Raw genomic sequence first — 23,828 nt, forward strand, 5'->3', positions numbered from 1 at the left:
CACCCGCCACCCCGCACGGCGGTGTGATGGATCCCGAGCTGCGCGCCGCCATCGGCCGGATCGCCCGGGTCCCCCAGCTCCTGATCGCCTGCGACTACGACGGCACCCTGGCGCCGATCGTCGAGGACCCGACCAAGGCCGTACCGCTGCCGGAGTCGGTGGCCGCGGTCCGCGCGCTGGCCTCGCTGCCGCAGACCACCGTCGCGGTGGTCTCCGGCCGCGCGCTGCGCGACCTCGCCGCGCTCTCCCGGCTGCCCAGCGAGGTGCACCTGATCGGCAGCCACGGCTCCGAGTTCGACATCGGCTTCGTCGAGCGGCTCTCCCCCGAGCTGATCGCCGTACGCACCCGGCTGCGCGACGCGCTGCGCCAGGTCGCCGCGGACCACCCCGGCGTGCGGCTGGAGCGCAAGCCCGCCAGCGTCGCGGTGCACACCCGCGGGGTCGACCCGCAGATCGCCGCCGCCGCCATCGAGGCGGTCCGCAGCGGCCCCGCCACCTGGGACGAGGTGACGGTGACCCAGGGCAAGGAGGTCATCGAGCTGTCGGTGGTGGCCACCCACAAGGGCACCGCGGTCGACCAGCTCCGCACCCAACTCTCGGCGAGCGCGGTGCTGTTCATCGGCGACGACGTCACCGACGAGAACGCCTTCGGCAACCTGCACGGGCCGGACGTCGGCATCAAGATCGGCCCGGGTGACACCCGCGCCGACTACCGGGTCGCGGAGCCCATCGAGGCGGCCCGGGCGCTGGGCCTGCTGCTGGAGACCCGGCGGCACTGGCTCTTCGGTGAGCGGGCGGTCCCGATCGAGCGGCACTCGATGCTGGCCAACGGCCGAACGGTCGCGCTGCTCACCCCCGACGCCAAGGTGAGCTGGCTCTGCCACCCCAAGCCGGACTCGGCGGCGATCTTCGCCGACCTGGTCGGCGGCAGCCCGGCCGGGCACTTCAGCATCGCCCCGCAGCGCGGCGGCATCCCGCTCGGGCAGCGCTACCGCAGCGGCACCATGACGGTGGAGACCCGCTGGTCCGGGCTGACCGTGACCGACTGGCTGGACCTGCCGGCGACGGAGACCACCCCGGACGGCCCGGCGATCGTCACCGGCGACTCGACGCTGGTCCGGGTGCTCACCGGCACCGGCCGGGCCCGGATCGACTTCGCACCCCGGCCCGAGTTCGGGCAGGTGGCGGTGCAGTTGCAGCCGATCGACGACGGTCTGCTCGTGCTCGGCTCGAACGAGCCCGTCGCGCTCTACGCCCCGGGCGTGGAGTGGGAGGTCACCAGCGACGGCGTGAACGAGAGCGCGAAGGCGATGGTGGACCTCTCCGCCACCGGGGGCCAGGTGGTGCTGGAGCTGCGCTTCGGCACGCACAGCCTGGAGCACCACCGGGTGCCGATCCATGAGCGGCAGGCCGCCGCGGAGCAGCCCTGGAAGGACTGGGTGGCCGGGCTGCGGCTGCCCGGCACCGCTCGGGACCTGGTCGCCCGCAGCGCGCTCACCCTCCGCGGGCTCTGCCACGAGGCGACCGGCTCGATCCTGGCCGCGGCGACCACGTCGCTGCCCGAGGAACTGGGCGGGGTCCGCAACTGGGACTACCGCTACTGCTGGCTGCGGGACGCGGCGTTGACCGCCCGGGCGCTGGTCGACCTCGGCTCGACCGAGGAGGCCGAGGGGCTGCTGCGCTGGATCGACGGTGTGATCGAGCGCACCGGCGGGCACCCCGAGCGGCTGCACCCGCTCTACACCGTCGACGGGTACGAGCTGGGTGCCGAGGCGGTCATCGACACCCTGCCCGGGTACGCCGGCTCCCGGCCGGTCCGGGTCGGCAACCTCGCCAACCACCAGCTCCAGCTCGACGTCTTCGGCCCGGTCGCCGACCTGATCGCCGCGGTGGCCGACGCCCGGGGCTCGGTCCGCGACGACGAGTGGCGGGTGCTGGAGAACATGGTCGAGGCGGTCCGCCGCCGCTGGCACGAGCCCGACCACGGCATCTGGGAGGCCCGCCTCCCGCCACGGCACCACATCTTCTCCAAGGTGATGTGCTGGATGACCGTCGACCGGGCGCTGCACGTGGTGCGGCAGCACGGCCACGAGGACCGGCCGGAGTGGGTGGAGCTGCGCGACCGGATCGGCTCGAACGTGGTGGAGTACGGCTGGCACGACGAGGCCGAGGCGTACAGCGTCGCGTACGGGCACGACGAGATGGATGCCTCGTCGCTCTGGATCGGCCTGTCCGGGCTGCTCCCCGGCGACGACCCGCGCTTCCTGTCGACCGTGCTGAAGATCGAGGCGGACCTGCGCAGCGGGCCGGTCGTCTACCGGTACCACTGGGACGACGGCCTGCCCGGCCGGGAGGGCGGCTTCCACATCTGCACGGCGTGGCTGATCGAGGCGTACCTGCGCACCGGTCGGCGCACCGACGCCGAGGAGCTGTTCATCCAGATGGTGGACACCGCGGGCCCGACCGGACTGCTGCCCGAGCAGTACGACCCGCTCGCCGAGCGCGGCCTGGGCAACCACCCGCAGGCGTACAGCCACCTGGGCCTGATCCGCTGCGCTTTGCTGCTGGACAACATGCTCAAGCAGTGACCGGACGGTGACGACGGCGGCGGACCCCGGTCCGCCGCCGTCGTGCTGTCCGTCGCGCCCCGACGGGCCACAGTGGCCGCAGCGCCGCCTTTGCTCTGCTGCAGCGGAGGCAACACTGAGGGCACCCGCGTGTTGCGTGGGCTGCAGCAGAGCAAAGGGCGCGAGCCAACCGGTCCGGGGCCGGGCGGCGGGCACCGGCCGGCGGGTAGCGGATCAGCCGGACGTCAGGGCGTCGACCACGTCGCCGACGACGACCACGGCCGGCGGCCGCAGTCCGGCGGCGACGACGTCCTGTGCCACCGCGCCGAGTGTCGACCGCAGCAGCCGCTGACCGCCGGTGGTCCCCTCCTGCACCACCGCGGCCGGGGTCTCCGCCGGGCGGCCGTGCGCGACAAGCGTCGCGCTGATGGCGGCCAGGTTCTTGAGGCCCATCAGGATCACCAGGGTGCCGCGCAGCCCGGCGAGGGACTCCCAGCGGACCAGCGAGGCCGGCGAATCCGGCGCGACGTGCCCGGAGACCACGGTGAACTCGTGCGCCACCGCCCGGTGGGTGACCGGGACGCCGGCCACCGCCGGCACGGCGATCGCGCTGGTCACCCCCGGCACCACCGTCACCGGCACGCCCGCCTCGGCGCAGGCCAGCAGCTCCTCGCCGCCGCGGCCGAAGACGTACGGGTCGCCACCCTTCAGCCGGACCACGGCCTTTCCGGCCAGGGCCCGGCAGACCAGGATCCGGTTGATCTCCTCCTGGGCCCGGGACGGGCCGTAGGGGATCTTGGAGGCGTCCACCAGCTCGACGTCGGGGCGCAGCTCGTCGAGGAGCAGCCCAGGCACGAGACGGTCGGCGACCACCACGTCCGCCTCGGTGAGCAGCCGCCACCCCTTCACGGTGATCAGCTCCGGATCCCCCGGCCCGGCGCCCACCAGTGCCACCCGGCCCGGGGCACCCCCGCCCCGCGTCGACCCGGCCGCCGCCGGACCCCGCCCGGCCGGACCCGGGGCCGCCTCCGGGCCGGCCGCGGCCGACACGCCCTCCGGGCTCCCCGCCGGCCCCGCCGTGGTGCCGCCGGCCGCCGCCCGGCCGGTGCGGGCGTTGAGCAGGTCACGGACCGCGTCGCGGACGGTCATCGCGCGATGCGGGTCGCCGCCGCCGAGCACGGCGACGGTGACCGGGCCGTGCCGGGTCACCGCCGGGGTCCACGCGGTGGCGGCGGCGCGGTCGTCGGCGCGTACGCAGAAGATCCGGCGTTCGGCGGCGGCGGCGCTGACCGCGGCGGCGGCCGCCCGGTCGTCGACGGCGGCCTGGACCAGCCACGCGCCGTCCAGGTCGGCCGGGACGAACCGGCGCGGCTCCCAGCGCAGCCGGCCCGCGTCCAGGTGGGCGCGCAGCGCCGGGGTCAGCTCCGGCGAGACCACCAGGACGTCCGCGCCGGCGTCGAGCAGGGCGGGCACCCGCCGGGTGGCCACCGCTCCCCCGCCCACCACGACCACGCGCCGCCCGGCGAGCCGCAGGCCGAGGGGGTACGGGTTTCCCGTCACTTCTCGGCCACCCCGGCCGAGTCGAAGGTGGCCACCTCGTGCAGCACCCGGACCGCGCCGGTGACGACCGGCAGCGCGAGCAGCGCGCCGGTCCCCTCGCCGAGGCGCAGCCCGAGGTCGATCAGCGGGTCGAGGCCCAGGTACCGCAGCGCGGCGGTGGCCCCCGGCTCGGCGGAGCGGTGCCCGGCGACCATCGCCCCGACCGCGTCCGGCGCGAACGCGGCGGCGGCGAGCGCGGCGCTGACCGCGATCACGCCGTCCAGCAGCACCGGGACCCGGCGGGCGGCGGCGCCCAGGATCAGCCCGGCCAGCGCCGCGTGCTCCAGCCCACCCACCGCGGCCAGCACGCCCAGCGGGTCGGTCGGGTCGGGCGCGTGCCGGTCGAGTGCGGCGCGCACCACGTCGACCTTCCGCCGGTACGTCTCGTCGTCCACCCCGGTCCCGCGACCGGTCGCCGCCGCCGGGTCGACCCCGGCGAAGGCGGCGATCAGCGCGGCGGCCGGCGTGGTGTTGCCGATGCCCATGTCCCCGGTCAGCAGGATGCCCGCCCCGGCGTCGACCAGCTCGCCGGCGACCCGGATGCCGGTCTCCACCGCCGCCCGCGCCTCGTCCCGGGTGAGGGCGGCGCCGACCGTCATGTCCCGGGTGCCCGGCCGGACGTTCGCGGCCACCAGCCGGGGCCCGGCCGGGCCGGTGCCCTCGACCGGGTCCACCGGCAGCGGGGTGGCGACGCCGACGTCCACCACGGTCACCGAGGCGCCGGCCTGCCGGGCGAACGCGTTCACCACCGCCCCGCCGGCCAGGAAGTTGCCGATCATCTGGGCGGTGACCTCCTGCGGCCAGGGGGTGACCCCCTGGGCGTGCACCCCGTGGTCGCCCGCGAAGATCGCCACCGCGGCCGGCTCCGGCAGCGGCGGCGGGCAGCTCCCGGCCAGCCCGGCGAGGCGTACCGACAGGGGTTCCAGGGCGCCGAGCGAGCCGGCGGGCTTGGTCAGCCGGCCCTGGAGGTCGCGGGCGGCCACCATCGCCGCCTCGTCGAGCGGCCCGATCGCCGCGACCGTGGACTCCAACATCATGCCTCCAGGATCTCCGCCAGTACCTCGGTGAACGCGTCGCTGGTGGCCGGGTCGCGCACCGCGATCCGCAGCCAGTCCGGGCCGAGCCCCGGGAAGCTGTCGCCCCGGCGGACCGCCCAACCGCGCTCGCGCAGGCGTTCGCGGAAACGGTCGGCACCGGGCCGGTGGATCAGCACGAAGGCGCTGGCCGGGTGGCCCGCGACGCGTACGCCGGGCAGGCCGGACAGGCGGGCCACCAGGTGGTCGCGGTCGGCGGCGAGCCGCGCGGCGATGGCGCGCTCGGCCGCGACCGCGGTCGGCGACGCGCAGGCGGTGGCGGCGGCGAGCGCCGGGGTGGAGACCGCCCAGAGCGGCTGGGCGGCGGCCAGGCGAGCGAGCATCCCGGCCTCCCCGAGCAGGTAGCCGATCCGCAGGCCGGCCAGCCCCCAGGTCTTGGTCAGGCTGCGCACCACGAGCAGGCCGGGCAGGTCGCGGCGGGCCGCGAGGGACTCCGGCTCGCCGTCGACGCCGGGGGCGAGCGTGGTGTCGGCGAAGGCCTCGTCGACCACCAGCACCCGGCCCGGGCGGGCCAGGGCGGCCAGCGCCTCCGCGGGGTGCAGCACGGAGGTGGGATTGGTCGGATTGCCGACCATGACCAGGTCGGCGTCGGCGGGCACCCGGGCCGGGTCGAGCCGGAAGCCGTCCGCCGGGTCGAGCAGGACCCGTTCGACGGCGTGGCCGGCGGCCCGCAGCGCGGCTTCCGGCTCGGTGAACTGCGGGTGCACCACCACCGGCCGCCGGACGTCGCGCAGCGCCCGGGCGATCAGCACGAAGGCCTCGGCGGCGCCGGCGGTGAGGAGTACCTCTTCCGGGGGACGCCCGTGCCGGGCGGCGACGGCCGCGCGGGCGGGCGCCGGGTCGGGGTAGGCGGCGAGGTCGCCGAGGGCGGCGATCACCGGGTCGGCGAGCCAGTCGGGCATCGGGGCCCGGCGGACGTTGACCGCGAGGTCGACCAGGCCCGGGGTCGCCTCGGCGTCCCCGTGGTGCCCGAGGTCGGGCTCGGTCCCGGTGTCCGGCGGCGTTCCGATCAGCTGACCACGCATGTCCGCGATCCTGCCGGGAAGCTGCCGTGCGGGACAGCGGATCCCGGCGTGGGCCGCGTCACCACCCCTCCACCCGCTCGCCCGTTTATGAATTCTTCTCATTTCCGAATCGGAAATGTCATAGCTTGACCATGTGAGCAACCGACCCCTTGCCTCCGCTGGTCGTGCCATTCCCCTCCTCCGCGCCGGGCTGATCGCCGGCATCGTGGTCGCCGCCGCGGCGTACCCGTTGGCCGCCGTCACCGGCATCGGCGCCAAGGCCACCGCGCACGCAGTGGAGCAGAAGACGAGCATCCTGAAGACCGCGCTGCCCGCCGAGACGTCGTACCTGTACGCGCCGGACGGCAAGACCGTGCTGACGATGTTCTACGAGGAATACCGCCAGTACACGAAGCTCTCGGACATGTCGCCGAACATCCTGCAGGCGATCGTCGCCGCCGAGGACAACCGCTTCTACCAGCACCACGGCGTCGACCCGAAGGGCGTGGCCCGCGCCTTCGTGTCCAACGCCCGCTCCGGCGGCGTCTCCCAGGGCGCCTCCACGCTCACCATGCAGTACGTCCGGATGGCACTGCGGGACAGCGCCAGCACGCCGAAGGAGGTCCAGGAGGCCACCCAGCAGACCAGCCTGCGCAAGGTCAAGGAGATGCGGATGGCGCTGGACGTCGAGAAGGAGCTGAGCAAGGAGCAGATCCTGGAGCGCTACCTCAACTCGGCCTACTTCGGCCACCGGGCGTACGGAATCTACGCGGCCGCGCAGATCTTCTTCTCCAAGACCCCGGCCACCCTCACCCCGGTCGAGGCGGCCACCCTGGCCGGCCTGGTCAAGTCCCCCTCCGAGTACGACCCGATCACCTCGGACCAGAAGGACGCCACCGGGCGGCGCAACTATGTGCTGGACCGGATGGCCCAGCTCGGCTACCTCTCCCCGGACGCGGCGGCGGCGGCGAAGTCCCAGCCGATCCAGCTGAAGCTCACCAACCCGCCGAACGACTGCGCCTCGATCGACGAAAAGCGCACCAGCTGGGGCTTCTACTGCGACTACCTGAAGAACTGGTGGAGCACCCAGCCGGCGTTCGGCGAGAACCGGCTGGAACGGATGGACAAGCTGCGCCGCGGCGGATATCGGATCGTGCTGGCCATCGACCCGAAGGTCCAGGACGCGGCCGAGAAGAACGTCGGGGCCAAGGACGGCACCGGCAGCCCGTTCGCCAACGGCATCGTGGTCGCCGAGCCGGGCACCGGCCGGATCAAGGCGATGGCGGTGAATCGGAACTACTCCCTGGACCTGAGCGAGAACGGGCCCAGCTCCAACCCGGAGGCCGGCCCGAAGACCAAGGCGAACTACCCGAACACGGTCGCCCCGCTGCTCGGCGGCGGCAGCCTCCCGGGCTACCAGGCCGGGTCGACGTTCAAGATGTTCCCGATGCTGGCCGCGCTCAACTCGGGCAAGACGCTGTCCACCGAGTTCAACGCCCCGTACCGGTACAGGTCGCGTGTCTACAACGACTGGCAGCCGACGAACGCCAGCGGCGCGATGACCGGGCAGCAGACCATGTGGTCCGCCTTCGGCAAGTCGGTGAACACGTACTGGGTGTGGATGGAGGAGCAGATCGGCGCGGAGAAGGGCGTCCGCCTCGCCGAGCAGCTCGGGCTGCGCTGGCGGACCGACGTCGACCGAGAGCACGCCGCGCCGGACCGCGCGTCCAAGTGGGGCGCGTTCACCCTGGGCGTCTCCGACGCCACCCCGCTGGAGATGGCGAACGCGTACGCCGCGATCGCCGCCGACGGCCGGTACTGCGAGGCGATCCCGGTGAACTCGATCCTGAACCGGGACGGGACGCCGGCCATGTACACCACCATCGGCGGGGTGCAGCGGGAGGTCGCCAAGCCGCGCTGCCGGCAGGTGGTCAGCGCGGACGCGGCCCGGGCCGCCACCGACGCGGCCCGCTGCCCGACCGGCGACACCCCGGCGAAGGGCAGCTGCGGCGGCTGGTCGACCGCCGACAGCGTCCGGGGCACGGTGGGCCGCCCGGTGGCCGGCAAGACGGGTACCACGGACAGCACCCGGTCCGCCTGGTTCGTCGGGTACACCCCGGAGCTGGCGGCGGCGAGCTTCATCGCCGACCCGGACAACCCGTTCAACGCGGTGGGTGACGGCATGTCCCAGGTCCCGATCGGCGCGGTGGCCGAGACCCTGCGCGACGCGCTCAAGGGCCAGCCCACCCGCCAGTTCACCCCGCCGTCCGACCAGATCGTCGGCTGACCGCGCCGCCGACCACCCACCACCGGACCGCCCGGGGGTGCGCCCGGGTTAGTTGATCAAGAGGTTTGCGTCCGGATCCCCGGGATCCCCGACGCAAACCTCTTGATCGACTCTGCGGCGTGGGGGGCCGGCGGGGGTGGGGGGCCAGCGGAGGTCGGCGGCTACGAAGGACCAGAGTTCCAGGTCGACGCGGGCGCCGCGGACGAAGCCGGCGTTGCGCAGCAGGCCCTCGTAGCTGAATCCGGCCTTCTCGGCGACCCGCCGGGACGCGATGTTCCCCGGCGCCACCCGCAGCTCGACCCGCTGGAAGCCGTGCTCCAGAATCAACGCGATGGCCAGCGCGTCCACCGCCTCGGCGGCCAGCCCGTAGCCGCGGGCGTGCGGCGCGACCGCGTAGGACACCTCGGTCAACCGGGCACCCCAGTCGGTGCGGCGGGTCCACAGGCAACCGACGACCCGCTGGTCCTCCCGGCGGAGCACCCCGTAGTGGTCGCCGTCGCCGCTGTCCCGGCGCTGCCGGGCCAGCTCCGTGCACCAGGCCCGCCCCTCGATCTGCCCGACGGCGTCCGCCAGCGGCAGCCAGCGCTGGGTCTGCCGGTCCGCGAAGATCTCGTCGACCGCCTCGGCGTCGGCCGCGGTGAGCTGCCGGACCTCGGTGCGCGGGGTGGAGACCGTCAGGGCCGGGAAGCGGCGTACGGCCACCTGTCCGATCACGCCGGGGCCTCCGCGGTCGCGGGCTCCACCGCCGCAGCGGCCACCAGGCGCGCGGCGATCTCCGGGTACGCGGCCCAGTGCGGGACGAGCTGCGAGGCGTGCACGCCCCGCCAGACGAAGCCCTCCGGCGCGCCGCCGTCCCAGCTCCACGCCGGGCGCTCGCCGGCCCGCGGGGTGAGCACCGCGCTGTGCTGCTTGTGCCCCACCACCACCGTGCCCGCGGCGGCCACCACGCTGTCCGTCCGGGCGGTCGCCTCCCGGTAGCCGATCACCAGGCCGTCCCGGCTCGCGCCGATCGCGTCGAGCACCCCGCACATCGGCAGCCCGTCCAGCTCCCGGGCCAGCCACAGCAGGCCGGCGCCCTCGGCGATCACCGGGCGGCCGGTGCGGGCCAGCTCGGCCACGGCGATGCAGAGCCGGCGGTTGGCCGACAGCTCGTCCGCGTACGACTCGGGAAGCCCGCCGCCGACGACCAGCGCGCGGGTGCCCGCGGGCAGGGCCTCGTCGCGCAGCGGGTCGAAGGTGACCACCTCGGCCCCGGCGGCGCGGAGCAGCTCCGCCGTCTCCGGGTGGCTGTAGCTGCCGCCCGGGCCACCGGCCAGCGCGACCACCGGACGCGCCCCACCCGGCGCCCCCGCCGCCGGCTCCGGCGACCAGGGGTCGACGGTCAGCGCCGGCGCCGAACGGGCCAGCACCAGCAGCCGGTCCAGGTCGACCGTGGCGGCCACCGCCTCGCCCAGCCGGCGCACCGCGCGGACCGCCTCGGCGTCCCGCGCGATCGCGGGGACCAGGCCGTGCCGGCGGGCGGGCAGCACCGGCGGCAGCTCGTGCCGGCGCAGCGCGCCGTAGACCGGCACGCCGATGTCGTCGAGGGCCTCGCGGAGCATCGCCTCGTGCCGGGGCGAGGCCACCCGGTTGAGGACCACGCCGCCGAGCCAGAGCTGCTCGTCGTACGCCCGGAAGCCGTGCACCAGGGCGGCCACCGACTGCCCCATCGCGGCCACGTCCACCATCAGCACGACCGGGCTGCGCAGCGCGGCGGCGACCGCCGCGGTGGACTCGGCCTCCGGCCGCCCGGCGACCGAGTCGTATAGCCCCATGGTGCCCTGCACGACGGCGAGCCCGGCCCCCGCGGACCCGTGCGCGAAGAGCGGGGCGATCCGCTCCGGGCCGACCAGCCGCGGGTCCAGGTTGCGCCCCGGGCGGCCAGCGGCCAGCCCCAGGTACGCCGCGTCGATCTGGTCCGGCCCGATCTTGAAACCGGCCACGTCGAGCCCCCGCTCGGCCAGGGCGGCGAGCAGCCCGAGGGTGAGGGCGCCGGTGCCGTGCCCCGAGGAGGGCGCGCTCAACAGGACGCGCGGCACGACGGTCATCATCGACTCCTCGCAGGCGACGGGACGTACGTGGTGGGGGTGGTGCGCGGCGGCGGACCGGTCGCGCGGTCCGCCCGCGTGACCATACCCGGCCGAGCCGACGGCTGGCTGCCGCCGACCGGCCGGTTCGGGGCCGCGCAGCTCAGTGGCCCCGCTCATACGGGTAGCCTCGATGCGTGTACCGGTTCCTGCTGACCCCGCGCTGGCTGGGCTGTCTCGCGCTGACCCTGGTCGCCGCCGCGGTGATGGTGTTCCTCGGCAACTGGCAGCTGGACCGCTACCAGGGACGTACGGCGATCAACGAGCGGATCGACGCCGGCGCGACCATGTCCCCCGCGCCGCTGCGCGACGCGATGCCCGCCCCGACCGGGGGACCCGGCACCACCGGTCCCGCCCCCGCCGACCGGGTCACCTGGACCCGGGCCACCGCCACCGGCCGGTACGACCCCGCGAACGTGGTCCTGGTCCGCGGCCGGACGCTCGACAGCACGGTCGGCTTCGAGGTGCTCACCCCGCTGGTGCTCGCCGACGGCACGGCCGTGCTGGTGGACCGCGGCTGGATCCCGCCGGCCCCCGGCGCCGGCGCCACCACCCAGCCGCAGGTGCCGGCCGCGCCCCCCGGCGAGGTCACCGTCAGCGGCCGGGTGCTGGCCGGCGAGAGCGGCGCGGGCACGGTGGACCGGCGCGACGGCAAGCTGGAGACCCGGCGGATCGGCGTCAGCCGGCTCGCCCGGCAGCTGCCCTACCCGATCTACGGCGGCTACCTGCTGCTCGACCAGCAGACCCCGGCCGCCGATCCGGCCTTCCAGGCGGTGCCGATCGGGCACACCAACAACTGGCAGAACTTCGGCTACGTGGTGCAGTGGTGGCTCTTCGCCGGCATGAGCCTCGTCGGCTACGGCTGGGTGGCCCGCCGGGAGGCGCGCCGCAGGGCCGGGCTGGACAAGCCCCGCCCGCCGGTCGACCGGGCGGCCGAACCGGCGCCGAGCGCCCCGGTCTGACCGGGCGGGCTCCCGGTCAGCCGGTCATCCGGCCGGCGTGGATGGCCCGGACCGCGTCGATGGTGTCGGCCTCCGCCGCGGTCTTGTCGTCCCGGTAACGCACCACGCGGGCGAACCGCAGCGCCATCCCGCCGGGATAACGACTGCTGGTCTGCACCCCGTCGAACGCGATCTCGACGACCTGCTCGGGCCGCACCCGGACCACCCAGTCGCCCTTCTCCACCGCCAGGCCGAGGAACCGCTCGGTCTGCCAGCGCAGCAGTTCGTCGGTGAGCCCCTTGAACGTCTTGCCGAGCATCACGAACTCGCCGGTGCGCGGATCCCGGGCGCCCAGGTGCAGGTTGGACAGCCAGCCCTGCCGCCGCCCGCTCCCCCACTCCACCGCCAGCACCACCAGGTCGAGGGTGTGCCGGGGCTTGACCTTCACCCACGCCGACCCGCGCCGACCCGCGTCGTAGGGGGCCGCCGGGTCCTTGACCACCACCCCCTCCTGACCGGCGTCGAGCGCCGCGGCGAACGCCTCCCCGGCCTGCTCCGGCCCGTCCACCTCCATCCGGCCGACCAGCAGGCTCGGGTCCACCGCGCCGGCCAGCGCGGCCCACCGCTCCCGGCCCGGCAGGTCGATCAGATCCGCGCCGTCGAGGTGCAGCAGGTCGAAGAAGTACGGCGTCAGCACGGCCTCGCCGGTGGTCTCGGCGGCGGCCAGCACGGCCGGGGCGACCGCACTGCCACCGGTGGTGCTCGGCGTGGTGCGGCGGGCGGCCCGGCTGGAGGTCTCCTGGAAGGGCAGCGGACGGCCGGTGGCGTCCAGCCCGATCGCCTCGCCGTCGAGGACCAGCTCCCGGGCGGGCAGCGCGCGCACCGCGGCGACCACCTCGGGCAACCGGGCGGTGATCTCGTCCAGGCTGCGGGTGAAGACGGCGATGTCCTGGCCGGACCGGTGCACCTGGATCCGGATACCGTCCAGCTTGACGTCGACCACCGCCGGGACGCCGGTCGCGGTGAGCGCCTCGTCCACCGAGGGGGCGCTCTGCGCCAGCATCGGGGCGAGCGGGCGGCCGACCTGGAGCCCGAAGCCGGCCAGCGCGGTCGCGCCGCCGGAGAGCGCGGCCACCGCGACGGCCCGCAGGTCGCCGGCGAGCAGCAACGCCCGGCGCACGGCCGGCAGGGGCACCTCGGCGGCCCGGGCGATCGCGTCGGCGAGCAGCCCGGCCTGGGCGCCCTGCCGCAGCTCACCGCTGAACAGGCCGACCAGCATCCGCTGCTCGTCGGCGGTGGCCGCGGCGAAGAGCCGGCCCACCAGCTCCCGGCGACGAGCCTGCGAACCGGCGCCCCGGAGCGCCGCGATCTCGTCGATCGCCGCGTCGACCCCGGCCACGGTCAGCGTGGGCTCGGCGGCCGGCGGCGGCAGGTCACGCAGGCTGGCCCAGCCCACCCCGGTCTGCCGTTGGCGCAGCTCGCCGGCGAGATAGCCGGAACCGGCCGGCACCTCGGGCGGGTCGAGCGCCCGGAGCGCGGCGGCCAGCAGCTCCACCTTGGCCCGCCGGCCACTGGTGGCGCCCACCGCGGCGGAGGTGGCCGCCAGGTCGAGGAACCGCACGGATCCCATCCTGCCAGCCAGCCCCGACGCCGCGGCGGATCCCGGCCGGGCGACGGATCCCGCGCGCCACCTGGCCCGGCTCATGAGCAAGCCACCCCCGTCGTGACCGGCCGGGCGCGACGAGGAGCCCGGCCCCGGTCAGGCCGAGACGGGCTCCTCGATTCGCAGGCCACGCCCGCGCACTTCCTCGGCGACCCGGGTGAGCAGCGTGTCGAGTGCGACCAGCGCGGCCGAGAGCTCACCGAGCTGATCCTTGAGCGTGTCCTCGGGCCACGCGGAGACGTCGACGTCCCCCAGAGCACTCACGGCGGCCTGGAGCCGCGCCATCTCGTCGTTCGTACGCATGTTCGAAAGGCTATAACACCCCTGCGTCCGACACACCCCAAACTCCGACATCGGCCCCGAAGTTACGGTTCCGACGCCTAGTGCGGTGTCCACCAACGTTCACCGGGTTCGGCGGCCGACGCCGGGCTCGACATCGACCTTGCGGTGGGTGTTGTGGATCCTCGCCTGTTGGGCGAGCGACTCCCCACCGGTTGGTGGGGCGGGCCTCCGCAGGCCAACTGATCCTCGCGCCACCCGTGGTGGGCGGCGGGGGTCACGCCGGGACCGGCCGGCACCGGGCAGGTGCCGGCCGGCTCGACGGTGCGTGACCACCTCCGGCAGCACAACCGCTGCCGGGGTGGTGGATCCGCCGCCCGGGATACGGGTGGCGATGCTGGCCGCCGCGACGAGGTCGCGGTGCCCGGAGAACGCGCAGTGCGGGCAGGACAGGGTCCGGCCGCGGGGTTTCGGTACCCGCCTTCGGCGGGCGGGGCAGGTGGACGACGTGCCGCGCTCGTCGACCAGCCGTACGGTGATCCCGGCGAGGGTGGCCTTGTCGGTGAGGACCTGCAGGAGCCGGCCGATCTGCCACTGCCGCAACCGCAGGTGGTGCCGCCGCCCCGCCGCCATGTCGAGCACCCCGCGCGGGTCACCGACGTGCAGCACACCCACCCGCTGACCCACCGCCCAGGACACGACGCCACGGGCGGCCTCGTGCTGGGCCTGACGCACTCGGCGCCGGTGCCGGCCCTCCACCAGGCGGGCCCGACGCCGGTACTGCCGCCACCGCCGGGATCCCTTCTCACCCGGTTTCGGCGCCCGCCGGGCCACGGCACGGCGGCGGGCCTTGGTGTCGGCCAGGTGCATGCGGTGCTCGGCGCGGATCGCCCGCCCCGACACCAACAACCCCTCCCCGCTCGGGCCGGCCACCGCGTACGGGTGGATGATCCCCAGATCCACCCCGGCCACCCGGCCGGGGTCCGGTTGTTCACCAGGCGGGTAGACCGCCACCGGCACCTCGGCGGTCACGTCGAGGAACAGCCGACCGCCCTCACACAGCAGCGTGACCGACCGGACCTGCTCCGCCGGATACGGCACCTCCCGCGCCAGGCGCACCCACAACGGCGCAGTGCCTCTGGCGGTCGGGATCCGCACCCGAAGTCCGTCGAGGGTGAACGTGCCGTGATACCAACGCACCGGCACCAACCCCCGCCGCCGACGCGGAAACCGGGCCGACAGGTCACCAGCGCTGCGGCGTTTCGCCGCCGCGAACCACGCATCCGAGAACCGGCGCAACACCGACCGCGCACCGACGGAGTCCAGTTCGGCGAACGTGCCCGGCCCCGACCCGGACAGCTCCCGACACAACTGCTGATAGCCCACCAGCGGCGCGCCCCGGCGCTGGCGCCGCCACGCGTTGACCTCCAACACACACGCCCACACATCACCGGCCGAGCGCAGCAGCCCGAAACACCGCCGCCGCTGCCCGGCCGTCACCCGCAAAGCGACACGCGCGGTGCGATGAACGACCCGCGGCAGGGCCGGATCCCGACGACGAGGCACGAACCGAAGCCAACACCACCCCTACGACGAATTCCCCAACCCGACCAACCCGGCCAACGTTTGTGGTCAGAGCACTAGCTCCGGCTCGTGCCCGCCTCGGCGACCTTCGCCAGCAGCAACGCCTCGGCCAGGCAGACCCGGGCGAACTCGCCCAGGTGCAAGCTCTCGTTCGGCCCGTGCGCCCGGGCGTGCGGGTCCTCCACCCCGGTCACCAGGATCGCCGCCTGCGGGAACATCTCCTGGAAGGTGGCGATGAACGGGATCGACCCGCCGACGCCGATGTCCACCGGGTCCGTGCCGTCCCAGGCGCCCCGGAAGGCCGAACGGGCGGCGTCGAACATCGGCCCGGTGGCGTCGATGACGCAGGGGTCGCCGTCGTGCTCGAAGGTCACCGTCACCCGCGCCCCCCACGGGGCATGCTCCTCCAGGTGGGCGCGGAGCGCCGCGTACGCCTTCTTCGGGTCGTCGCCCGGCGCCAGCCGCACGCTCAGCTTGGCCTTCGCGGACGGGACCAGCGCGTTCGGCGCCTCGCCGGTGGCGGGGGCGTCGATGCCGAGCACCGCGAGGGCCGGCTTGGTCCAGAGCCGGTCGGTGATCCGGCCGGTGCCGATGAACCGCACACCCTCGGCCAGGCCGGACTCGGCGCGGATCCGGTCCTCCGGGTAGTCGACGCTGGCGCCCTCCCGGCCGACCAGCCCCTCGACGGCCACGTCCCCGGCGTCGTCGTGCAGGGTGGCCAGCAGCCGGACCAGCGCGGTCAGCGCGTCCGGCACGGCGCCGCCGAACATCCCGCTGTGCACCGCGTGCTCCAGGGTGCGGACCTCGACGAAGCAGTTGACGATGCCGCGCAGCGAGGTGGTCAGCGCCGGCACGCCGATGTCCCAGTTGCCCGAGTCGGCGATCACGATCACGTCCGAGGCGATTTCGTCGCGGTGCTCGGCGAGCAGCTGCTCCAGCGAGTCGGAGCCGTACTCCTCCTCACCCTCGATGAAGAGGACCACGCCGACCGGGAGGCGGTCGCCGAACGCGCGCAGCGCGGCCACGTGCGCCATGATGCCGGCCTTGTCGTCGGCGGCACCGCGACCGTAGAGGCGGCCGTCCCGCTCGACCGGCTCGAACGGGTCGGACTCCCACAGCGCCCGGTCGCCGACCGGCTGGACGTCGTGGTGGGCGTAGAGCAGCACGGTGGGCGCGCCAGGCGGGGCCGGCTTCTTGCCGATCACGGCCGGCTGGCCGCCGGAGCGCACGATCTTGACATCGAGGTCGCAGCCGCGCAGCAGCTCGGCCACCGCCTCGGCCGATCGCTCCACGTGCGAGTGGTCGAAGCCCTCGAAGGCGATGCCCGGGATGCGGACGAGACGTTCGAGGTCGGCACGGACTCCGGGCAGTTCACGCTCGACGGCGGCCCGCAGCTCGGACTCGGACATGATCGGTGTGGTCATGACCGGCATCGTATGACGGCCTTACCCCGCGGCTCTCCCGAGCCCGCCCCGCCCGGTGCCTGACCGCCCGCACGATCAGCGGTTCCCCGGCCGAGGGTGGCCTCCCGGGGCGTGGAGACCGCTCCTGCCCGGACGCGGATCCCGCTCCGCCCGCGGCCGCCGGCGCGGGCCGGTCAGGGGCGGCGGACGTAGTAGTGGGTGGCGTCGTGCGGAAGACCGGGCGCGCCGTCGACCACCAGGTCGACCGCCGCCTCGGTGCCGTCGGCCGCGAAGTGCGCCCGCTCGCCGGCGTGCCAGCGCCGCAACTCGGGCAGGATCTCCGACCCGTCCCGGGTGAGCGCGCGGGACAGCCGCAGCGACGCCGGCGCGGTGACGAAGACCGACAGGGTCAGCTCCGGCCGCACCGCCGCGCGCGCCACGCTGACCCCCTCCACCACCAGCACCGGACCGACCGGCACCGGCACCTCCCGGGGCAGGAAGCGGCGCCGCACCCAGCTGTACCGCCGGTACGCCCCCGGCCGCCCGGCCCGCAGCGGCGCGAGCACCCACTCCTCCAGGCGCGGCCAGAAGGTGAGCTGGTCGTCCCAGCCGTCCAGCAGGTCGTCGGTACGCACCACGGGTGGCCGCCCGCCGCCGGACAGCGCGGCGAGGGCGTCCGCGAGCCGCGCCGCGAAGATGCTCTTCCCCGCGCCGCTCGGCCCGTCGACGGCCACCATCCGGGTACGCCCCAACCGCGCCGGTCGGGCGAGCACCCGCCGGGCCAGTTCGGCGTACGCCTCGACCACCGCCACCGTCACCCGCCCGACGCTAGCGCCCGCCGGCGTCGCCGACCGCCGCTCCCCCCGGCCTTCGTCACCGCCGGCCCGCCGACTGCCCGGTCGTCGCCCGCGGTGGCCGGTGGTCCCCCGTCCGCTGGAACCTGCGGGCCGGCGGGGCCGTTCGCCGGGTGGAGCGGCGACGCCACCGGCATGATCGGGAGGTGCTGCATGACGTGATGAGTCCGGGCATCGACGCCCTGCTGGAACAGGCCCGGGCCGGACTGAACCGGCTCACCCCGCAGGAGACCGTCGAGGCGGTCCGCGCGGGCGCACTGCTGGTCGACACGCGTACCGAGACGCAGCGCCGGGAGCAGGGCGAACTGCCCGGGGCGATCGTGATCGACCGGGCCGTGCTGGAGTGGCGGCTCGATCCGGCGAGCGCGTGGCGGATCCCCGAGGCCACCGGTTACGACCGGGAGATCGTGGTGGTGTGCCGGGAGGGCTACAGCTCCAGCCTCACCGCCGCCAGCCTCCAGGCCGTCGGGCTGCGCCGGGCCACGGACATGATCGGCGGCGTGCAGGCCTGGCGGGAGGCGGGGCTGCCGATGTCGGACCGCCCCGCCGACGTCCGCTACTGATCACCGGCGCGGCCGCGCGATCCGGCGCCGTGATCGACACGTCGCGGACCTGGCGGGATCGGCCGGCGTCGGACAGCCCCATGTCCCCGACCTGGTGAACGCGCACCCCGTTCCGCATCGGGCGTGGGCGGTGGTCAGGCGGGTGGGGCGCCGGGCGGGATGAAGGGGAGGCCGGCGGGCGCGCCGGACTCGATCAGGCGCCAGAGGGCCGCGGTGTCCAGGTGCTCCTCGACGAGGTCGCCGAGCAGGTCCAGGGTTCGTTCCCGGGCGGCGGCGAACGCGGTGTCCGGGGCGACCCGAAAGCCGGTGCGCCCGGCGAGCCGGGCCACCTCGGTGAGGAAGCGGCGACGGAACCCGTCGGACTCGAAGGCACCGTGCCAGTGGGTGCCGTGCACCGCGCCGACGAGCGCCCCCTCGGCGCTGCCGTCGGCGTGGTGGAGCAGCGGGGGCAGGGCCGGCTCGGTGGCGGAGACGTACCCGTGGTGGATCTCGTAGCCGCGGACCGGGACGTCGCCGGCGGCGGTGCCGGTGGACTGGCGGACGGTCTTGCGCGGGTCGAAGGTGATCTCGATGGGCAGCAGGCCCAGCCCGGGGACGCTGCCCTGACGGCTCTCGACCGGGTCGTGGATGGCCCGGGCGAGCATCTGGAAGCCGCCGCAGATGCCGAGCAGCGGCTTGCCGGCGGCGGCGTGCGCCAGCACCGCGTCGGCCAGCCCGGTCTCGCGCAGCCAGGCCAGGTCGGCCACGGTGGACTTGGAGCCGGGGAGCACGACCAGGTCGGCGGCGGCCAGCTCGGCGGGCTCGACGGTCAGCCGGACCCGGACGCCGGGCTCGGTGGCGAGCGCCTCGACGTCGGTGGCGTTGCTGATCCGGGGCAGCCGGATGACGGCCACGTCCAGCCAGTCCGTGCCGTACGGAGCGCCCGGTCGTCCGAGCACCCGGCCGTAGGCGAGCGAGTCCTCGGCGTCCAGCCAGAGGTCCAGCTCCCAGGGGAGCACCCCGTACGTCGGCCGACCGGTGACCCGGTGCAGCATGTCCAGCCCCGGCTGGAGCAGCCCGAGGTCGCCGCGGAACTTGTTGATCACGAAGCCGGCGATCAGCGCCTGGTCGGCCGGATCGAGCAGGGCCACCGTGCCGAACATCGAGGCGAAGACGCCACCCCGGTCGATGTCCCCGACCACGATGGTGGGCAGTCCGGCGTGCCGGGCGAGCCCCATGTTGACGTAGTCGCCGGCCCGCAGGTTGACCTCCGCCGGGCTGCCGGCTCCCTCGCAGATCACCACGTCGTACGCCGCCCGCAGTTCGGCGAGCGCGGCGAAGGCGGTCCCGGCGAGCCGGGGACGCAGTTCCCGATAGTTGCCGGCGGTGACCGTGTCGACGGCCTCGCCGAGCAGCACCACCTGGCTGGCGTGGTCGCTGCCGGGCTTGAGCAGCACCGGGTTGAATCGCAGGTCCGGGGCGAGGCCGCAGGCGGCGGCCTGCATCGCCTGGGCGCGGCCGATCTCGCCGCCGCGCCCGTCCGGACCGACCACCACCGCCGAGTTGTTGGACATGTTCTGCGCCTTGAACGGCGCGACCTTCACGCCCTGCCGGTGCAGCCACCGGCAGATGCCGGCCGTGAGCACGCTCTTGCCGGCGTCCGAGGTGGTCCCGGCGACCAGCAGCCCGCCGCTCACCGTCCGCTCTCCCGCGTGGCCCCGGCCCGGCCCACGCCGCCCCGCACGGCGTGCAGCGCGGACCGCCCGACCGCGCCGACCAGCCGACCCGCCGCGAGCGGATAGGCCGCCGCGATCCCGAGCGCGGCCAACCCGACCGCGCCGGAGATCCGGGCGGCCCGTTTGAGGTGCCGCGCCTCGGGACGGGGGCCGTCGCCGAGGTACGGGCGCACCTCGGACCGGCCGAAGTAGACGTTGCGCCCGCCCAGCCGGACGCCGAGCGCGCCGGCCATGGCCGCCTCGCACTGGCCGGCGTTCGGGCTCGGATGGTCGTTGCGGTCCCGCCGCCAGACCTGCCAGGCCCGGCCAGGGTCGCCGTGCACGGTTGGCGCGACGGCGATGGTGAGCAGCCCGGTCAGCCGGGCGGGCACCAGGTTGAGCAGGTCGTCCAGGCGGGCGGCCGGAGTGCCGAACCGGGCGTAGCGGGGCGAGCGGTGCCCCACCATGGCGTCGAGCGTGTTCGCCGCGCGGTAGCCGAGCAGGCCGGGCAGCCCGGCGACCGCGCCCCAGACCAGGGGCGCGACGACCGCGTCGGAGGTGTTCTCGGCGACCGATTCGACGGTGGCCCGGGCCAGTTCCGACTCGTCCAGTGTGGACGGATCCCGGCCGCAGAGGTGGCCGAGCCGGCGGCGGGCGGCGGGCAGGTCGCCCCGGCGCAGCGCCCGGCCCATCACCCGCGACTCCTGACGCAGGGTGCGGCCGCCCAGGACCGTCCAGGTGCCGGCGGCCACCAGCGCCGCCCGCGCCACCGGGTGCCGCCGGGTGGCCAGGGTGGCCGCGACGCCGAGCAGCACCGGGGCGCCCACGGCCAGCGCGGTGAAGGCCGCCCCGGCCGCCCGGTCCGGCCGGTAGAGCCGCTGCTCCAGCGCGCCGGCCGCCCGGCCGAAGCCGGCCACCGGATGCCCGCGACGGGGATCGCCGAGGAGCGAGTCCAGGGCGTAGCCCGCCACCAGTCCTGCCGCGTTCGCCGTCGCGATCGCCTGCCGCACCCGTCACCACCTCCGGCCGGTCAGCCTAGCCGTACGGCGGGGTGACCACCCTCGCGTCGCCACCCCGCTCTCCCGTGCACGACCCCAGGGTTCAGGCGGGCACCGGCGTACGCCCCCGACCCCGCCGGCCCCGACCGGTCGGGCCGACGGTCGCGGTGTCGTCCACGACCGGGTCCAGCTCGTCGGGCGGCCCGGCGTCGTCGGGCTCAGCGGCCAGCTCGTCGGCGTCCTCGTCGTCGGCCCCGGCGCCGTCCGCCCGGTCGTCGAACGGGTCGGTCACCGCGCCGAACTCCCCGCCAGCGGGGCCGTCCAGGTCCAGGTCGGGCAGGCCGGGCCCGGCCTGCGCGGCGGTGAACCCAGGCAGCTCGACCTCATCGTCGAACGGCCGGTCGTCGAGGGAGGCCGGCGCCTGTGCGGACGGCACCGGCTCGGCGGCCTCGCCGTGCACCCGCCGCTCCGCCTCGGCGTCCTCCACCGTGCTGGTGGTCACGCTGGGCCGGTTGCGCAGGAACCGGCCCCGACCGCGGGACAGGTCGTGCCCGACCGCGACGGCCTCCAGCTCGTAGAGGGTGCGGTGGTTGCCGGCGTCGTCGGTCCAGTCGCGGGTGTAGAGCCGGCCGGCGACGACCACCGGGTCGCCGACCATCACCGAGGCGGCCACCCCCTCGGCCAGCTTGCGCCAGCAGTTGACCCGGACCCGCAGGCTGTTGCCGTCGACCCAGCGGCCGCTGTCCCGGTCGAGCCGACGAGCCGTCGAGGCGACCTTGAAGTTGGCCACCAGAGTCTTGCTCTGGGTGGTACGGCGCCACTCGGGCGCGGTCAGCACGTTGCCGACGATGGTGACGTACGTATCGAACATCGTCCCTCCAGGGGAGATTCGGGGCTTGCCGTGGCGAGTCGACTCGACGCCGAGCCTGGGCCAGCGGACTCGCCACCGTCACCCCCACCGGCTGGGGCTGTGGACGACGCGGCCGGCTGTGGACAACGGCCTGATCAAGGTCGGGTCTGCTAGGGCCGACCGACTCCCGCCGCCGACCCGCGCCGGGGCCGGGCGGAGACCGTCTGAGACCACCCCGCCCCGTCCGCGCGGCGCCGCCGGACGGCCCGGGGGCTACCGCCGGGTAGCTTCGCGGCGTACCGTCGCCATCGTGGAACCGGACGTGCTGGGACCGCCGTACGAGCGGCAGACGATCGACCTGGGCACCGACGACGAGGGGCCGGTCGTCGCGACCCTGATCCGCCGCCGGGCCGACCGCCCGACCGGGCGGGCGGTGCTCTACGTGCACGGCTTCGTCGACTACTTCTTCCAGACCCACATCGCCGACTTCTTCGCCGAGCGCGGCTGGGACTTCTACGCCCTCGACCTGCGAAAGTACGGCCGCAGCCTGCTGCCGCACCAGACCCCGAACTTCTGCCAGGACCTGAGCGAGTACTTCCCCGAGCTGGACGCCGCCGCGAAGATCATCCGCGAGGACGACGGGCACGAAACCCTGCTCGCCATGGGCCACTCCACCGGCGGCCTGATCATCTCGCTGTGGGCGCACGCCCGCCGCGCGGACGGCCTGGTCGACGGCCTCTTCCTGAACAGCCCCTTCTTCGACATCAACGCGCCCTGGCTGGTCCGTCGGCCCCTCGCGGCCGCCGTCTCCCGCCTGGGCCGCAGGGCGCCGCACCGCATCCTCCCGTTCGGGCTCGGCACCGTGTACGGCGAGAGCCTGCACGCCGACCACCGCGGCGAGTGGAGCTACGACCTGGCCTGGAAGCCGCTCGCCGGGTTCCCGGTCCGGGCCGGGTGGCTCAACGCGATCCGCACCGCCCAGCGCCAGCTCCGCGCCGGGCTGGAGATCCCGGTGCCGGTGCTGCTGGCCTGCTCGACCCGCAGCTTCCGCGGCACCAAGTGGCACGAGTCGGCCACCCTCGCCGACGCCGTGCTCGACGTGGAGCACATGGTCCGCTGGGCGCCCCGGCTCGGCCGGCACGTCACGCTGGCCCGCTTCGACGGCGGGCTGCACGACCTGACGCTCTCCAGCCCCGCCGTACGGAAAAAGGTCTTCACCGAGGCCGGGCGGTGGGCGGAGGCCTTCCTCGGCGCCGGCCCGACCCCGGCGGCGCCGGACGGGCCGCCGGCGGCCCGGCGGCCGGTCGACGACCGGGCCGGTGCGACCGCCGAGGGCTGACCCTCAGGCGCCCGGCGACACCGCGGCGAGCGCCGCCCGGATCCGGTCGAAGGTCGCGATCCGGTGGCCGCCGCCGTCGCCGGGCAGCACCAGACCCAGACAGTGCACCCCCAGGTCGCCGCCGGCGGTCTCCTCGACGCCGAAGACCGGGGCACCGACGTAACCGTCGGGCAGCTCCGTGGTGATGCGGATGTCGTCACCGTCGCGGACCAGCCGCTCGATGACCACCTCCAACGGCCGTGACCCGTCCGTGGCGACGCCGAGCGCGAGCACGAACGCCGACGCGGGGGCAGTGCCGATCCGGGCGACGGCGTCGGCGGGCGCCGCCACCGCGTCGGTCACCGGCTGCGTCCGCCACTGCCAGCCTCGGTCCCCGGCGTACTCGTGCAGATCCTTGGCGAGCATGGCGGCGAGCCCGACCTCCGGCCAGCGGACCCACTGCGCGGCGAAGTCCGCCAGCAGGATCCCGTCTGACGCCGCCCCCGGCGGCTCGGTCACGCTCGGCCGCACACCGATCTCCCCGTACGGTGCCCGGGTGATCGCGTCCGCGGTCAGCAGGTACTCGCGCACCAACTGCCTGCCGTCCGCGGCCGTGACCAGCTCGGTGAAGAAGAACGCCGTCCCGAAGCCCCGGGCGGCGGCACCCGGCCGGTCGAGCTGGCCGACCGGCAGGATGGCGCGGCCGAGGAGCTTGCAGAGCTCGGAGGCGATGTCGTTCTCGGTTTCCGGGTCGAGCAGCATGAGGCCGAGGGTACGGATCATGGCGGCCGCCCGTCTGCCGACCGGGGTAACCCGGGTGCCACCGAGGGGTGTGCCGTGCGACGCTGATCGGCGACGTGGCCGCGACCACCCGTTCCCCCGGTCGCCGGGGAGGCGGCGGTACCCTCGGCGCGACACCCACGACGCGCGCCCGTAGCTCAGCGGATAGAGCAGGGGACTTCTAATCCCAAGGCCGCAGGTTCGAATCCTGCCGGGCGCACCAC

At 75.2% G+C, this 23,828-nt stretch carries 19 protein-coding genes and 1 tRNA gene; 6 read left to right on the forward strand and 14 right to left on the reverse strand.

All coding sequences use genetic code 11. The annotated features are described in order from the left end of the window. The first annotated feature begins 26 nt into the window (after positions 1-26). Positions 27-2,588 (forward strand): trehalose-phosphatase, encoded by a 2,562-nt coding sequence (gene otsB / locus ACFOYX_RS09905; RefSeq protein WP_322441596.1) that lies wholly within the window; start codon positions 27-29, stop codon positions 2,586-2,588. A gap of 213 nt (positions 2,589-2,801) precedes the next feature. On the opposite strand, the gene cobA is transcribed toward otsB, so the two are convergent. The 3 genes from cobA to cobC are packed head-to-tail and all read right to left on the reverse strand — an operon-like array spanning position 2,802 to position 6,285. Further along, entirely contained in the window at positions 2,802-4,127 is a 1,326-nt protein-coding gene (gene cobA, locus ACFOYX_RS09910) for a uroporphyrinogen-III C-methyltransferase (RefSeq protein ID WP_322441534.1), read from the reverse strand. Beyond that, a complete protein-coding gene (gene cobT, locus ACFOYX_RS09915; protein ID WP_322441597.1) occupies positions 4,124-5,200 on the reverse strand; it encodes a nicotinate-nucleotide--dimethylbenzimidazole phosphoribosyltransferase in 1,077 nt (358 codons plus the stop codon). The genes cobA and cobT overlap by 4 nt, the downstream gene beginning before the upstream one ends. Then, positions 5,200-6,285: an Rv2231c family pyridoxal phosphate-dependent protein CobC gene (cobC, locus tag ACFOYX_RS09920; RefSeq protein ID WP_322441535.1), complete on the reverse strand. Its 1,086-nt coding sequence runs from the start codon at positions 6,283-6,285 to the stop codon at positions 5,200-5,202. Before cobC ends, cobT begins: the two co-directional genes overlap by 1 nt. Before the next feature lie 133 nt (positions 6,286-6,418). Here cobC and ACFOYX_RS09925 point away from each other — a divergent pair, with 133 nt between their 5' ends. Further along, the gene (locus ACFOYX_RS09925; protein ID WP_322441536.1) at positions 6,419-8,551 is read left to right on the forward strand and encodes a transglycosylase domain-containing protein; all 2,133 of its coding nucleotides are present in this window, start codon (positions 6,419-6,421) and stop codon (positions 8,549-8,551) included. A gap of 48 nt (positions 8,552-8,599) precedes the next feature. On the opposite strand, the gene ACFOYX_RS09930 is transcribed toward ACFOYX_RS09925, so the two are convergent. Together ACFOYX_RS09930 and ACFOYX_RS09935 are read right to left on the reverse strand one after the other, a co-directional pair. Further along, positions 8,600-9,265 carry a GNAT family protein gene (locus ACFOYX_RS09930; RefSeq protein WP_322441537.1) on the reverse strand — a complete coding sequence of 222 codons (666 nt, stop codon included), beginning with the start codon at positions 9,263-9,265 and terminating at the stop codon, positions 8,600-8,602. Next, positions 9,262-10,797 carry a cobyrinate a,c-diamide synthase gene (locus ACFOYX_RS09935; protein ID WP_322441538.1) on the reverse strand — a complete coding sequence of 512 codons (1,536 nt, stop codon included), beginning with the start codon at positions 10,795-10,797 and terminating at the stop codon, positions 9,262-9,264. Before ACFOYX_RS09935 ends, ACFOYX_RS09930 begins: the two co-directional genes overlap by 4 nt. A gap of 17 nt (positions 10,798-10,814) precedes the next feature. Here ACFOYX_RS09935 and ACFOYX_RS09940 point away from each other — a divergent pair, with 17 nt between their 5' ends. Next, positions 10,815-11,639, forward strand: a complete 825-nt coding sequence (locus tag ACFOYX_RS09940) for an SURF1 family protein (protein WP_322441539.1) — start codon at positions 10,815-10,817, stop codon at positions 11,637-11,639. 16 nt (positions 11,640-11,655) lie between these two features. On the opposite strand, the gene ACFOYX_RS09945 is transcribed toward ACFOYX_RS09940, so the two are convergent. The 5 genes from ACFOYX_RS09945 to ACFOYX_RS09965 all read right to left on the reverse strand — a co-directional run bounded on the left by ACFOYX_RS09945 (position 11,656) and on the right by ACFOYX_RS09965 (position 17,365). Continuing rightward, positions 11,656-13,248, reverse strand: coding sequence for an ATP-dependent DNA ligase (locus tag ACFOYX_RS09945; RefSeq protein WP_236647921.1), 1,593 nt, complete (start codon positions 13,246-13,248; stop codon positions 11,656-11,658). A gap of 129 nt (positions 13,249-13,377) precedes the next feature. After that, positions 13,378-13,584 carry a hypothetical protein gene (locus tag ACFOYX_RS09950; protein WP_089012916.1) on the reverse strand — a complete coding sequence of 69 codons (207 nt, stop codon included), beginning with the start codon at positions 13,582-13,584 and terminating at the stop codon, positions 13,378-13,380. A 99-nt stretch (positions 13,585-13,683) separates the two neighbouring features. Then, entirely contained in the window at positions 13,684-15,126 is a 1,443-nt protein-coding gene (locus ACFOYX_RS09955) for an RNA-guided endonuclease InsQ/TnpB family protein (protein WP_377533896.1), read from the reverse strand. Positions 15,127-15,200: 74 nt separating this feature from the next. Continuing rightward, a complete protein-coding gene (locus tag ACFOYX_RS09960) occupies positions 15,201-16,553 on the reverse strand; it encodes a dipeptidase (protein WP_201749434.1) in 1,353 nt (450 codons plus the stop codon). A 188-nt stretch (positions 16,554-16,741) separates the two neighbouring features. Next, the gene (locus tag ACFOYX_RS09965) at positions 16,742-17,365 is read right to left on the reverse strand and encodes a hypothetical protein (protein ID WP_322441541.1); all 624 of its coding nucleotides are present in this window, start codon (positions 17,363-17,365) and stop codon (positions 16,742-16,744) included. A 197-nt stretch (positions 17,366-17,562) separates the two neighbouring features. Between ACFOYX_RS09965 and ACFOYX_RS09970 the strand changes: the two genes are divergently transcribed. Then, positions 17,563-17,964 (forward strand): rhodanese-like domain-containing protein, encoded by a 402-nt coding sequence (locus ACFOYX_RS09970; protein ID WP_322441598.1) that lies wholly within the window; start codon positions 17,563-17,565, stop codon positions 17,962-17,964. Positions 17,965-18,098: 134 nt separating this feature from the next. On the opposite strand, the gene ACFOYX_RS09975 is transcribed toward ACFOYX_RS09970, so the two are convergent. The 3 genes from ACFOYX_RS09975 to ssb all read right to left on the reverse strand — a co-directional run bounded on the left by ACFOYX_RS09975 (position 18,099) and on the right by ssb (position 21,527). After that, positions 18,099-19,640, reverse strand: coding sequence for a cobyric acid synthase (locus tag ACFOYX_RS09975; RefSeq protein ID WP_322441542.1), 1,542 nt, complete (start codon positions 19,638-19,640; stop codon positions 18,099-18,101). Further along, complete coding sequence (locus tag ACFOYX_RS09980) at positions 19,637-20,668, reverse strand: cobalamin biosynthesis protein (protein WP_322441543.1); 1,032 nt, start codon at positions 20,666-20,668, stop codon at positions 19,637-19,639. The genes ACFOYX_RS09975 and ACFOYX_RS09980 overlap by 4 nt, the downstream gene beginning before the upstream one ends. Before the next feature lie 91 nt (positions 20,669-20,759). Then, on the reverse strand, positions 20,760-21,527 hold the full coding sequence (gene ssb, locus ACFOYX_RS09985) for a single-stranded DNA-binding protein (protein ID WP_322441544.1): 768 nt from the start codon (positions 21,525-21,527) through the stop codon (positions 20,760-20,762). A gap of 289 nt (positions 21,528-21,816) precedes the next feature. On the opposite strand from ssb, the gene ACFOYX_RS09990 reads away from it, so the two are divergent. Beyond that, the gene (locus tag ACFOYX_RS09990; RefSeq protein WP_322441545.1) at positions 21,817-22,845 is read left to right on the forward strand and encodes an alpha/beta hydrolase; all 1,029 of its coding nucleotides are present in this window, start codon (positions 21,817-21,819) and stop codon (positions 22,843-22,845) included. Between the two features lie 3 nt (positions 22,846-22,848). Here ACFOYX_RS09990 and ACFOYX_RS09995 read toward each other — a convergent pair whose 3' ends face one another. After that, on the reverse strand, positions 22,849-23,607 hold the full coding sequence (locus tag ACFOYX_RS09995; RefSeq protein WP_322441546.1) for a hypothetical protein: 759 nt from the start codon (positions 23,605-23,607) through the stop codon (positions 22,849-22,851). 144 nt (positions 23,608-23,751) lie between these two features. Here ACFOYX_RS09995 and ACFOYX_RS10000 point away from each other — a divergent pair. Beyond that, positions 23,752-23,827, forward strand: a tRNA-Arg gene (locus ACFOYX_RS10000). The last annotated feature ends 1 nt before the right edge of the window (position 23,828 follow it).

The organism is Micromonospora sp. GCM10011541 (genome assembly GCF_042650725.1).
GTDB classification, from domain to species: Bacteria; Actinomycetota; Actinomycetes; order Mycobacteriales; family Micromonosporaceae; genus Micromonospora; species Micromonospora sicca.